Genomic DNA, 13,248 nt, shown 5'->3' with positions numbered 1-13,248 from the left:
CTTCGTCACATACTCGGCTGCGCCAGCTCGCCGACTTTCCTTCGCTCAAGGTTCGCCCTCTGCTGGCGCAAGCTTGCAGCTTGTGCCCAATTCAAAATTCATAATTCAAATTTCATAATTCTCCCCCACTCACCCCTTATCTTCCCCTTATCTTCCCCTTATCTTCCCCTTACCATTCGTTTAAGATTGGCAACAAAATTAGTGAGAAAAATTAATCATCAATCATTGACAATTAAACATTATTTCGTACCTTTGCCGATAGAAACTGCCTATGCAGCTCGCACCTAACAACTTTATACTAATAACTAAATAATATGACAGAACAAGTATTTGCCTTACACTTGGCTACTCGCAACAACCTACTTACCTATTTAGAAAATGTATCACCTGAAAAATTAGCACAGATACCTGCTGGTTTTCACAATAGTATTCTTTGGAATATTGCTCATTGTGTAGCAACTCAGCAAATTCTTTGTTATAAACTATCAGGGGTGAAACCCGTAGTTGTCGATGAGTTTATAGAAACTTACAAAAAAGGTACTCACCCCGATGGGCACGTGCCTACAGCCGAAGAAATACAATCGCTACGCGCCTTGCTTATCAGTACTCAAAAACAACTGCAAGCTGACTATGAGCGTGGGGTATTCAGCAACTTTACCCCTTATACCACCAGCTATGGCTATACGCTCACTTGTATTGAAGATGCTATCAACTTTAATAATACTCACGAAGGAATGCACCTTGGGGTGGTGATTGCTTTAAATTATTTTGCTAAATGATAGAAGATAAAACTCCACATCGCACCCAACTGAGCGACTTAGGTGAGTTCGGACTGATTGCTCACTTAACTGCCGACTTCAAAACAAAGCAGCCTTCAACCCTAAAAGGAATAGGAGATGATGCTGCGGTAATGAGTTTTGATGATAAAAAAATAGTCGTATCAACCGACCTGCTCATTGAGGGCGTCCATTTTGACCTTAGCTATGTGCCACTGAAACACTTGGGCTATAAAGCAGTTTCTGTAAATGTATCCGATATTTACGCAATGAACGCTCGTGCTACCCAAATAACCGTATCAATTGCAGTTTCTAATCGTTTCCCGTTGGAGGCTTTAGAAGAGCTTTATGCTGGTATCTACTTGGCTTGCGAGCGCTATCAGGTTGATTTGGTAGGAGGAGATACAACTTCTTCTACTCGCGGACTTATCATCTCGGTTACAGCGATAGGTGAAGCGCAAGAAGATGAACTTGTATACCGCAATGGAGCTAAAGAAAACGACCTTATCGTCCTGACAGGCGACATCGGAGGGGCTTATATGGGACTGCAGATATTAGAACGCGAAAAAGCTGTATTTCAAGTTAATCCGCATTCACAACCCGACCTTGATATGTATACTTATATCTTGGAACGACAGCTGAAACCCGAAGCCCGCAAGGATATTCCGCCTTTGCTAAAGGCATTGGGGGTAAAACCTACCGCTATGATGGATGTAAGCGATGGGCTTTCGTCCGAAATACTGCATATTTGTACCCAATCGGGCGTAGGTTGTAGGCTTTACGAAGACAAAATACCTCTTGACCCTCAAGTGATTAGTACCTGTGAGGAGTTTAATTTAGATAGTACTACCATTGCCCTCAGTGGAGGCGAAGATTACGAATTGCTTTTTACCATTGCTCAAGCAGATTACGACAAGATAAAGGGCAATCCGCACTTTAGCGTGATTGGTCATATCACCCCTAAAGACGATGGCGTAAACTTGGTAACCCGTGCAGGACAGTTTATCCCTATAATAGCAAGAGGGTGGAACGCTTTAAGTAATAACAATTAATTAGCACCACGTTTATATTCAATTAGTTACAAAAACTCATTTTAATACCATATAGGTTTAACCCTTTATTTGTATATGAATATAAAAATAGATAAAAAACTTGATAAGTTTAAAGGAAAAGTTCTTTTTCCTAAGAAATTAGCACTTGCAGAAGAACTCTTGCAACGTGCCAAATTTCCTGCAGAATTAAAGGAGAAATTAAACATCTTATAACAAGATTATGAAAAGAAGAACATTTTTTAAAAACGGAACATTAGCAGCTTTAGGCGGACTGATACTACCTTCATTCGACCTAAAAGCGCAAACAATGGGCGAAGCTCACCGCAACAAACGTACTAAAAATATTATTTTTTTGGTGAGCGATGGTATGAGCACTGGCACTATGGTAATGGCTGATTTGTATCTGAAACGCAAATATGGTCGCCCTTCAAGCTGGATGGATTTATACGAAAGTAACCTTGGGCAACGCGCCTTGATGGATATGGCTTCAGCAAGCTCGGTAGTAACTGATTCTTCAGCAGCAAGTTCATCGTGGGGCGGAGGTGTACGAGTAAATAATGGTAGCTTGAATATAAGTCCTAATGGCAAGGAGAATATGCCTATTTTACAGAAGTTTAAGAATGCTGGCAAAAAAGTAGGTTGTGTAACAACCGTAATGATTACCCACGCTACTCCTGCTGGTTTCTGTACTTGGAGCAAAAGCCGCAATGCAATGGATGAAATTGCCCTCAACTACACCGAATTAGGCTTGGACGTGATGCTAGGAGGGGGTAGTAATTACTTTGATGCTGCACAACGCAAAGACAAAAAAGATGTTTTTGAGATGCTGAAAAAGAAAGGCTATACCATAGCTCGCACGCGCAACGAAATGCTAAAAGCTCCTGCCAACAAGCCTTTGTATGGCGTATTTGCTGAGGAAGCACTTCCTTATTCTATAGACCGCGCACAAAGTGCTGAAGAACAAGCTTCTATCCCTACCCTTGCCGAGATGACAGCTAAGGCTATAGACCAGCTTAAAAGCCACCCTAATGGCTTTGTAATACAAGTGGAAGGCGGTAAGGTAGATTGGGCTGCTCACGGCAACGACATTGGCGCACTACTTTACGACCAAGTAGCTTTTGATGAGGCTGTAAAAGTAGCTTTAGACTTTGCCAAAGCTGATGGTAACACTTTGGTTGTTATTACTTCAGACCACGGTAATGCCAACCCCGGACTTATCTATGGTAAAGAGTGTAACGACAATTTTGATAGACTCCAAAATTTCACTCATTCTAACGACTGGATATTACAACAAATAAACGCTAACGATTCGGTAGCCAAAGTAAAAGAACACGTGGCTCAGCATTGTGGTGGTATGACTATCACTGAGGAACAGGCTAAAGAATTATTGGGATATTACGCTAAAACTGAAAGAAAAGAAGACGGATTGTATAACTACAAGCATTTGCCTTATCGCCTTTTTGCCGAAATACAAAAAGCACACACTTCGGTGGGTTGGATAAGTATGGATCACTCATCAGACTATACCGAACTGGGAATGTACGGACCTGGTAGCGAAAAACTGAAACCTTTTATGCGCAATACCGAACTGCATACGTTTTTGTTGGAAGTAGCTGAAGTAAGTCGTTAGTAGATGAAGAGTTTGCAGTTTCAGAAGTTGGTAACCCTCTTAGGGGTGGTACTTTTTGGGATAAAACTAATAGCGTGGCGCATTACGGGCTCTAATGCTATCTTCTCAGATACTATGGAAAGTACAGTGAATATTGTAGCTGCCTTTATGGGGTGGTATTCGCTGCACTTGTGTGCTAAACCACGCGACACCGACCACCCCTATGGGCACGGCAAAGTAGAGTTCGTAACCTCAGGAATTGAGGGCATCTTGATTGTTTTAGCAGGTATATTGATACTTATAGAAGCTATTTCGGCTATTATTTTTGGCATCAACTTAGATAAACTAGACTGGGGAATAGCTCTTTTTGCTTCTACAGCAGTAGTAAACTACATTATGGGGTATATTTCGTACCAAAAAGGTAAGAAAGAAAACTCTTTGGTACTAATGAGTGCTGGAAAACACTTGCAATCGGATACTTTTGCTACCATAAGCATTGTTTTTGGGCTTCTTTTAGTGCATTTTACGGGTTGGAAATGGTTAGACCCTCTGATTGCTATCTTCTTTGGAAGTTACATTATTGTAGTAGGTTACCAAATAGTACGAAAAGCCTTAGGTGGTATTATGGACGAACAAGATGAAGCACTCTTTGCCAAAATAGTACAGATACTGCAAGAACACCGGCATACTGAGTGGATTGACATACACAATATGCGCATACAGCAGTTTGGGGCACACCTGCACATAGATGCACATATTACCTTGCCTTATTACTATTCGCTGAAAGAAGCACACCAAGAAATGGAAAAAGTGATAAAACTTTTAGCCCAGAAAGTAGATAGAACTATAGAATTTAACTTCCATATGGATTATTGCAAAGATTTTTCATGCGAAATATGCGCTCTTGATTGTGCTTTTAGAGGAAAACCTTTTGTAAAAACTATTATATGGAATGAGAAGAATATGGCAAGCGTAAGTAAGCACAAGCTAGATTAATAAACAATTTTTGCTTGTGCTTTCAACTTTTTTGATTATCTTTGCACCACAAATACTACTTTTAATTTTAGTCATTATGATAACCCATTTTTTCTTAGAAAATTTACGTATTACGGCACTATTAGTGTTTTTATTTTCATTTGTAGTAGCGTATTTTACGTTGCCGAGTGTTATTTTTGTAGTAAAACAGAAAAACTTGATGGATAAGCCCAATGAGCGCAGTTCTCATAGCGAAAAGACGCCAACCTTGGGTGGTATCTCGTTTTTTGTAAGTTTGGTTTTTACTCTATTTATGTTTCGCTCTTTTGACGAAGATTTAGTAGGAATTAATATTTTATCAGGGGCAGGAGCCCTCTTTTTTGTGGGTTTAAAAGATGACCTTGTGGGAGTAAACCCAAGTACTAAAATTATGGGGCAAGTAGTAGCTACCCTTATTCTTTTTTTTGGTACTAATCTGAAAATTATAAGCTTTGATAACTTCTTGGGTATTACGGATATTCCTTATTGGTTTTCAGTATTTATCAGTTGTGCTATTGTAATGGCTATCGTAAATTCGTATAATCTTATTGATGGTATCAATGGATCTGCCTCTATGGTAGGAATGGTAATTTTTGGTATTTTTGCCTATGTGTTTTACGATGCCGAAATGCATTATTACTTCTTGCTATCAATAACTTGTATTGGATTTTTGTTGGCTTTTTTACGTTATAACTTATCGGCAAAAATGCGAGTTTTTATGGGGGACACGGGCTCTATGATAGTAGGTTTTTTAATAGCAGTATTGGCTATTAAATTTTTTGCCTTAAACACTGCTTCTTTAGAGAATGCTATCATTACTCCTGCCAACAAAGTGTGGGTGCTATTATCTATTATTTTTATTCCTTTTTTTGATACCACACGGGTATTCACTACCCGCGTAATACGTGATGGGAAGCCCTTTAAAGCCGACCGCAATCACATACACCACGTAATCATTGATTACCTGAAACTATCACACCCACAGGCGAGTATATTATTGGCTACCATTAATTTGGTTGTTTTTATCATTATTTTATGGCTGAATACGTTTCTTTCATCATTATGGCTGGGGGTTGTATTTGGCTGTATATTTGGAGCATTGGTAATATTGCTTTTTTATGTAAATAGAGGCTATTACGCTCGTAAAAACAAACAAAAAATACGACATATTATCAATACCATTACTAAAAAAAAATAAAAAACGTATCTTTGCGCCTTATTCTATAGAAAATGCTAAAACAGAATTTACAACTTAAACTCTCACAGAAATTATCACCACAACAAATCCAGCTGATGAAGCTGGTGCAACTGCCTACACTTGCTTTTGAACAACGTATAAAGCAAGAAATGGAAGAAAACCCTGCATTGGAAGCAGGACGCGAAGAAACACCTTATGATGAATTTCACGAGGAATTTGACAATTCTGCCGATGAATATAACGACAACGATGTTATTGATATGAATGATATCAACATCGATGAGTACTTGAGTGATGACGAAATACCCGACTATAGATTGCACGCTAATAACTATAGCGATGATGATGACGATTTTGACTTGCCTTTTAGTGCCGAAATCTCTTTCCACCAATCACTTATCAATCAGCTGAATACTTTTACCCTAAATGATGAAGACTATCTTATAGCCGAATTTTTGGTGGGTAGTATAGACGATACAGGCTATATACGCCGCTCTATACAAGACCTTACCGATGACCTCGCCTTTACGCAAAACATCTATACCACTGATGAACACGTAGAGGAAATTCGCCAGCAAATTATCTTTCAGTTAGACCCCCCTGGTGTGGGTGCTTTTAGCTTGCAAGAATGCTTACTCATACAACTAAAACGAAAAAAACAAACCCCTACTATAACGCTGGCTATCAATATAATTACTGAAGCTTTTGAAGCCTTTACTAAAAAACACTACGCCAAACTGCAACAACGCTTTATGGTAAGCGATGAAGAACTAAAAGAGGCAGTGCAAGAAGTAGAACGCCTAAACCCAAAACCTGGTAGTACCTACTCTAATAGTAACGCCCATATAGAGCAAATTATCCCCGATTTTACCGTAAAAGTAGTTGATAATGATTTAGAACTCTCCCTCAATGGACGTAACGCTCCAGAGCTGCACGTATCAAAAGAGTATAGCACAATGCTTGATACTTATAAAAAAAGTAAAGAAAAGAGCAATTCACAAAAAGAGGCGGTTTTCTTTATCAAGCAAAAATTAGATTCTGCTAAATGGTTTATTGATGCAATTAGGCAGCGACAACAAACGCTTTTGGTAACAATGCAGGCTATTATGGAACACCAACGTGAGTATTTCCTTACAGGCGATGAACTAAAGATTAAACCGCTTATCCTCAAAGATATTGCCGACAAGGTGGGTATGGATATATCTACCGTATCGCGTGTAGCAAGTAGCAAATATGTTACTACTCCTTATGGTACCAAGCTCATTAAAGATTTCTTTTCAGAATCTATGAAAAATGACCAAGGTGAAGATGTATCTACACGCGAGATTAAGCAAATATTACAGCATATTATCGCTAAAGAAGATAAGAGCAAGCCACTACCTGATGACGAATTAGCACAAATTCTTAAAGAAAAAGGCTATCCCATCGCACGCCGCACCATTGCTAAATACCGTGAACAAATGGATATACCTGTAGCACGGCTTAGGAAAGAGTTATAAATACATCTTTTAAAGATAGTTTAAAAGAGAATTAAAAAAGGAGGCTGTCCAAAAAAATGGACAGCCTCTTTTCTATTAGAATATGAAAAGTAAAAATGTTTATTCTAAGATAAAATCTACAGTGCTTTTAATGTCGCCTGAAGAGGTACCTACTAAAGCTTTGAAAGTACCTTTTTCGGCTACCCAATCGTGCTGGTTGGCATCAAAAAAAGAAAGATCTTGTTTGGTGATGTGAAAAGTTACCGTTTTGGTTTCGCCTGCCTTCAAGAATACTTTCTCAAACCCTTTTAGTTCTTTGTAAGGACGTAATACAGAGGCTTCTTCATCGTGCAGATAGAGTTGCACTACTTCGGCTCCGTCTCGCTTACCTGTATTTTGAATGGTAATAGAAAAGGTAATGTTGCCGTTGGTAGTTTTCTTGTCGGCAGTGAGCTTGCCATATTTGAATGTTGTATAAGAAAGTCCGTGACCAAAAGGAAATAGTGGTTTTACTCCTTTAGTATCGGCATAGCGGTAACCTACTAAAATACTTTCGCCATAGGTAACATTTTTATCTCCTGGGTATTCACCTAAAGCTGCTGCTGCATTATCTTCCAAACGAACTGGAAAAGTGAAAGGCAATTTGCCTGAGGGGTTTACATCGCCTAATAGAACATCGGCAAGTGAATTACCAGCTTCAGAACCTAAATACCAATCTTGAACAATAGCAGGTACTTTATGTACCCAAGGCATTGCCATTGCATTGCCTGATATGAGAACTACAGCCAAATTTTTATTGGCTTTAGCCAAAGCTTCAATCACGGCATCTTGCCCATAAGGCAAATTGTACTCTTTGCGGTCGTTGCCTTCACAATCTTGTCCATCGTGTTTGTTCAATCCTCCTATAAAAATTACTATGTCGGCTTGTTTAGCTACTGAAAGGGCTTCATCGATGAGCTCTTGAGGGGAACGCTTATCGGTGATGTCGTTGGCGCTAAGCCCATCTTGGTCTTTATAATCGTTGCTAGCATAGCCTCGTGCGTATATCACTTTGGCAGTGTTGCCTATACGGTTTTTAAGTCCATCTAATGGTAGTATTTCGTGTATAGCTTTTAGTGAGGAACTTCCTCCTCCTACGGTCATCATTTTAATAGCATTTTCACCTATTACTGCTATTGTTTTCATTTTTTGAGTATCGATAGGCAATAGGTTTTTGTCGTTTTTGAGAAATACGATGCCTTCTTGTCCTATTTTTCGGGCTATGGCAAAATGTTGTGGTGAGGCAAATGAGCCATAGGGTCGGTTGGCAGCCATATTAGTTCGGAATATGAGGCGCAAGATATTGCGTACCTTCTGATTTAGGATTTCTTCTTTTATTTCTCCCGATTTAAGCTTGTTCAGGAAAGGTTTTGCCAAGAAGTAATGGTCGTAAGCATCGGCGCGGTTTTGGGTCATCCCATCTGTCCAAGTTCCAAATTCCATATCAAGCCCATTTAGGGCTGCACCATCGGTATTGTTTACGCCTCCCCAATCGGATATTACAGCTCCGTCAAAATTCCATTCTTTGCGTAAGATATCTTGCAGTAAATATTGGTTTTGGCAAGCCCATTGGTTTTTATATTTATTGTAAGCTCCCATTATACTCCAAGCTTTTCCTTCTTGCACAGCTGCTTTAAAAGCGGGTAAGTATATTTCGTATAAAGCTCTGTCATCTACTACTACATTAACAGTATGGCGATTGATTTCTTGGTTGTTGAGTGCATAGTGTTTTACGCAAGCTGCTACACCATTACTTTGTACTCCTTGTACGTAGGGAACTACCATTTTAGAAGCCAAATAAGGGTCTTCACCCATATATTCAAAGTTTCGTCCGTTGAGTGGAGTACGATAGATATTTACTCCAGGACCTAAAAGTACGTTCTTATTGCGATAGCGTGCTTCTTCTCCTATTGCTTTTCCGTATTCTTTGCTGAGGGCTGGATTCCAAGTTGCTGCAAGGCAGGTGAGGGCTGGAAAAGCGGTACATTTATCGTTTGTCCATCCTGCTTGTATCCATTCGTCCCATAGCACCTCAGGGCGTATTCCGTGAGGCCCATCAGTCATCCAGTTTTCAGGGATACCAAGTCGGGGTACTCCTGGCGAGCTAAATTTAGATTGGGCGTGGCACATTGCTACCTTTTCTTCTAAGGTCATTTGTGATAAAGCATCTTCTATCCGCTTTTCAATAGGTTGTGAAGCATCTAAATAAATAGGCATCTGCTGAGCTGAAAGTGTCGCTACTGCACAGCAAAGTAGTAAAGTTGTTAGATTTTTCATATCTGTTATCTTTTTATTGTAAATGTTGTTGTGGGGTAGAATAATGTGGGGTATTGTTTGCTAATTTTGTACCGATTGGGTTAGTAATGGTTTAATAATAGCTGTCCAGAGTTTGTAACCTTCGGCATTCATATGTAGGTTATCTTCTTTGAAGATGTCGGTACGTAAGTTACCCTCTTCATCGTACATTACTTTGGTGATGTCTATATAGGTGTATTGCTGTTCGGTAGCGTTCTGTTGTAAAAGGGTATTTACAATTAGTTGGTCTTTTAGCTGGTCGGCTTTGTGTTGTGAGGGTTTTAATGACACTACAAATAGCGGGGTATTGGGATATTCTTTTTTGAGCTTAGCTATGAATATGCGAAAGAGATCAAAGCATTTAACGGCATTTACGCCTTCTTTATGGCTTCCAAGGTCGTTTTCCACATATAGTACTATGGCTTTCGGCTTATATCCTTTTGCAATGGTAGCGTAGTTGTATATCATATCGCGTAAGGTAGCACCTCCATAGGAACGGCGTATGAGCTTGAGTGGTGCAAAATCTTCGTAAATGGTGTCCCATAAATTGATAGAAGAACTTCCCAAGAAGAGAACATCGCAGGAGCGATTGCTGAGGCGTTTGTTTTCTTTTTGATATTTGTTGATGTCGTTTTGATATCGCAATATCCAAGATGTTTCATCAGTGTGCTGAAACGGAATGGTGCTTTTGATAGTGGTTGTAGGGGTAGTATTTTGTGCTTGTATGAGTGTTGTTGTAATAAATGCTACTAATAATACTATTCTTTTCATTTTTTATTTGTTTAATTAATTCGTAATTTGTGTTTTTTTAATTTTGTGGTATCAAAAAAGATACTACGCTATTGGGAGGTAGTTGGTAAGTGAAATAAGTGTTGGTATGTTTTACTGTAAGTGGGGTTGGTTGTTGTTTTTTGTTTACTACTATCAGTGCTAGCGTATTGTCGGGGTTTTGAAAGGCGGTAGATAAGATTTGGTTGTTGGTGTTATTTTGTATACCTATGCGAGTAGCACCTTGCTTAATGACAGCTGCTAAATGGCTTATAACGTAGTAATGTGAGTTGCGTTGCATTGTTTTGTAGTTGCTTGTTTGTATATCTACAGCTCCGAAACAAGTTTTGCAGCCTTTGTCGCGGTTAGGTGCTCCGTGTTCATCGAGTAGCAAGTTCCATACAATAACTGCTTTGCAGTGATTGTTGAGGGTTTTGATGCCGAGTTCTTCCATATCTTCGGTAAGACGGCGTTTGAGGTTTCTTCCATCATTCCATTTCCCTATAGAAGATTCTGTGAAAATAAGTTCTTTGTTGGGGTATTGGCTATGAATGTTACTTAACTCACTTGTTGTTCCTCCGTAGTTGTGAAAAGCTGTTCCCGCTACATATTGGCTCGCTTGTGGGTCTTTATAAATGTGTATGGGGTATTGTTTTTGAGATTCTATATTGTCGTAATTGTAATTATGGTCGAATAGATAAATTTTAACGTTGGGAAATCCTTTGTCACGTAGGGTTTTTCCTAATTCATTTTTAATAAAGGCGAGTTGTTCGTCCCATCCCATATACATAGATGCCGAGTTTTGTCGGTTGAGTGGTTCGTTTTGTATAGTGATAGCCCCTACATTTATTTGGTTATCTTTCATTGCTTGTAACCATTTAGCAAAATAGAGAGCATAATCGTGGTAATATGCAGGATTGAGCTGTCCGCTTGTCCATTCGTTATAAGGTTGTAGGTCGGTGAGGTTGTTTACTTTCATCCATCGTGGGGCTGTCCAAGGCGACCCTATAATTTGAACTTTCGGGTTGATGGCAAGTATTTCTTGTAGTATCGGGATTAGGTAGTTCTTTTCTTCGTTGGTAAGAGCAAAATTCTGTATTCCTTGGGTATCACAAAGGGTATATTCGCTAAGTGAAAAATCGGAACAGCCGATAGATACTCGCACGTAGTTTTGTCCAAATCCTTCGGTTTCTGAAAAAGTTGTTGTAAGAAAAGCTTTTCGGTCGGCTGGAGCCATTTGCATTAGGTTGTAACAAGTAGCCCCTGTAATGGCTGCTCCAAAACCATAAATAGTTTGATACTTTTCATTGGGCATCAAAGTGATATCGGGGGTATTGTTGTTTTTGTTGTTCTTTTGTAAAGTAGTGGTGTAGGTACTCAGGTCGTAAAGGCGATCGCCTGTAGTAGTGAGTACTTTCACGGTATTTTGATGTGTTTGCTTTTGGGCAGTACACGAGGTTACTGCCCATAGCAAACTTAATGTTAAAAGAGATGAAATTAGTTTTTTTGTCATTGCTTTCTTATTAATATCCTGTATTTTGAGTTAGCTTGGCATTTTTTTCTATTTCAGTTTGTGGTACTGGATAGCGAAGTGTATTGTCGGTAAAAGGATATGTTTGGGTTAATCTTCCACTATCACGAGTATTGAGGGTATTCATTGTAGAGATAGCTTTGTCGTTGCGCACAAGGTCGAACCAGCGGAATCCTTCAAAGGCTAACTCTAAACGGCGTTCTTTTAGTACGGCTTCTTTCATTTGCTCTTGTGAAAGCGAAGTAGCAATTGGTGTAAGCCCTACTCGCGCACGCACTTGGTTAACGAGGGGTGCTGCTTGTGCAGTTTGACCTAAAGCTGCAAGTGCTTCAGCTTTTAGCAGAAGAATATCGGCTAAACGCAATTTGATGATGCTATTGGCACCTGAACGTATTTTGTACATAAAAGCGTAATGATTTGAAGGGTAGTAATTGCTCCAAGAGGGTTGCCCCCATACAATAGCTTGATCTTTGCGAATATTGTCTCCCTCAGCATCGTAGGCTGCAATAAGGTCGCGCGAAGGGGTACACCATTTGCGCCAATCGTACTTGCTATTAGGGTTGATATGGTTCTTACCAAACATTATACTAAGCCAAGTTTGCCCTCCTGTTGAATAGGTAATTTCAAAGATAGATTCAGATGAATTGCGCAATTTGGCATCAGTACCTGCTGTGTTTAGCTGAAACAAATCGGCGTAATTAGGTACTAATGAAAATCCTGCATTTATTACCGCATCGGCATATTGCACTGTTTTATTATAGTCGCGTATAGGTTTTTCGGCATATACGTGAGCCAAAAGTGCATTGGCTACGGCTTTGCTAAGTACAAACTTATTGACTGTATTTACTTCAGGAGCATCAGGAAGTGCTGCTTCTAAGTTTTCCTTAATGGTGTTATAAACATCAAGCACCGAGCTTCGTGGAGGAAATAGTTTGGCATAAGTTTGCTCAATATTATCAGATGTTATCACTGGAATTTCTTCTGAAGCAATAGGTGCTTCTCCCCAAAGGCGTGTCATATCAAAAAGTAACCAAGCTTTAAATATGCGAGCTTCAGCTTTCCACTGCTTTCTTTCAGCAGGAGTAAGTGTAGGGTCAGTCACTTTATCAACATTAGAGATAACTATATTGGCAAGGCTGATACCTTCTAAATATTTTTGCCAGTCGCGAGTGATGTTTTTGTTGGAGGAATCTTGGCTATTTTGCTCAATAGCTGTGATAGGAGCATCAATACCTCCTGCGTAGGCATTGTCGGCGCGCACTTCGGTATTCATCAGCAGGTCGAGCGTCCAAAACTCTTGCGCGCTACCTTGTATAAAGGTGTAGATAGCTTCGTAGCGGGCTTTCATTTGTGCTTTGGTTTCGATAGCTGTACCACCTTTTTGGTTCATATTCTTCTCGCTGAAATCCGAGATAGGGTCTTTATCTAAGTTGCAAGCCGTTAGCGTAGCCAACGAGAGTGCAAGGTATATGTATTTTTTCATTTCTA

The 13,248-nt window shown here is 39.6% G+C and carries 11 protein-coding genes; 7 read left to right on the top strand and 4 right to left on the bottom strand.

The genetic code is table 11. The annotated features are described in order from the left end of the window. The first annotated feature begins 314 nt into the window (after positions 1–314). From HMPREF9075_RS10455 to rpoN, 7 genes are all read left to right on the top strand, one after another. Entirely contained in the window at positions 315–779 is a 465-nt protein-coding gene (locus HMPREF9075_RS10455) for a DinB family protein (RefSeq protein ID WP_009416568.1), read from the top strand. Continuing rightward, positions 776–1,828, top strand: coding sequence for a thiamine-phosphate kinase (gene thiL, locus HMPREF9075_RS10450; RefSeq protein ID WP_009416567.1), 1,053 nt, complete (start codon positions 776–778; stop codon positions 1,826–1,828). The genes HMPREF9075_RS10455 and thiL overlap by 4 nt, the downstream gene beginning before the upstream one ends. Before the next feature lie 75 nt (positions 1,829–1,903). Further along, entirely contained in the window at positions 1,904–2,041 is a 138-nt protein-coding gene (locus tag HMPREF9075_RS13600; RefSeq protein ID WP_009416566.1) for a hypothetical protein, read from the top strand. A 7-nt stretch (positions 2,042–2,048) separates the two neighbouring features. Further along, the gene (locus HMPREF9075_RS10445) at positions 2,049–3,458 is read left to right on the top strand and encodes an alkaline phosphatase (protein ID WP_009416565.1); all 1,410 of its coding nucleotides are present in this window, start codon (positions 2,049–2,051) and stop codon (positions 3,456–3,458) included. 3 nt (positions 3,459–3,461) lie between these two features. Beyond that, positions 3,462–4,433, top strand: a complete 972-nt coding sequence (locus tag HMPREF9075_RS10440) for a cation diffusion facilitator family transporter (RefSeq protein WP_009416564.1) — start codon at positions 3,462–3,464, stop codon at positions 4,431–4,433. 76 nt (positions 4,434–4,509) lie between these two features. Next, on the top strand, positions 4,510–5,649 hold the full coding sequence (locus HMPREF9075_RS10435) for a glycosyltransferase family 4 protein (RefSeq protein ID WP_009416563.1): 1,140 nt from the start codon (positions 4,510–4,512) through the stop codon (positions 5,647–5,649). 32 nt (positions 5,650–5,681) lie between these two features. Continuing rightward, a complete protein-coding gene (gene rpoN, locus HMPREF9075_RS10430) occupies positions 5,682–7,148 on the top strand; it encodes an RNA polymerase factor sigma-54 (protein ID WP_009416562.1) in 1,467 nt (488 codons plus the stop codon). A 99-nt stretch (positions 7,149–7,247) separates the two neighbouring features. Here rpoN and HMPREF9075_RS10425 read toward each other — a convergent pair whose 3' ends face one another. Genes HMPREF9075_RS10425 through HMPREF9075_RS10410 form a run of 4 tightly spaced genes read right to left on the bottom strand, consistent with a single transcriptional unit; the run spans position 7,248 to position 13,243 of the window. After that, entirely contained in the window at positions 7,248–9,443 is a 2,196-nt protein-coding gene (locus HMPREF9075_RS10425; RefSeq protein ID WP_009416561.1) for a glycoside hydrolase family 3 C-terminal domain-containing protein, read from the bottom strand. Positions 9,444–9,503: 60 nt separating this feature from the next. Continuing rightward, on the bottom strand, positions 9,504–10,232 hold the full coding sequence (locus HMPREF9075_RS10420; protein ID WP_009416560.1) for a GDSL-type esterase/lipase family protein: 729 nt from the start codon (positions 10,230–10,232) through the stop codon (positions 9,504–9,506). A 37-nt stretch (positions 10,233–10,269) separates the two neighbouring features. Then, positions 10,270–11,742 (bottom strand): glycoside hydrolase family 30 beta sandwich domain-containing protein, encoded by a 1,473-nt coding sequence (locus HMPREF9075_RS10415; protein WP_009416559.1) that lies wholly within the window; start codon positions 11,740–11,742, stop codon positions 10,270–10,272. Positions 11,743–11,752: 10 nt separating this feature from the next. Continuing rightward, positions 11,753–13,243, bottom strand: coding sequence for a RagB/SusD family nutrient uptake outer membrane protein (locus HMPREF9075_RS10410; protein ID WP_009416558.1), 1,491 nt, complete (start codon positions 13,241–13,243; stop codon positions 11,753–11,755). Positions 13,244–13,248 lie beyond the last annotated feature (5 nt).

The organism is Capnocytophaga sp. oral taxon 332 str. F0381 (genome assembly GCF_000318275.2).
GTDB lineage: Bacteria > Bacteroidota > Bacteroidia > Flavobacteriales > Flavobacteriaceae > Capnocytophaga > Capnocytophaga bilenii.
Note: the sequence above shows the minus strand (reverse complement) of the source record. Positions and strands in the feature narration are given on the sequence as shown.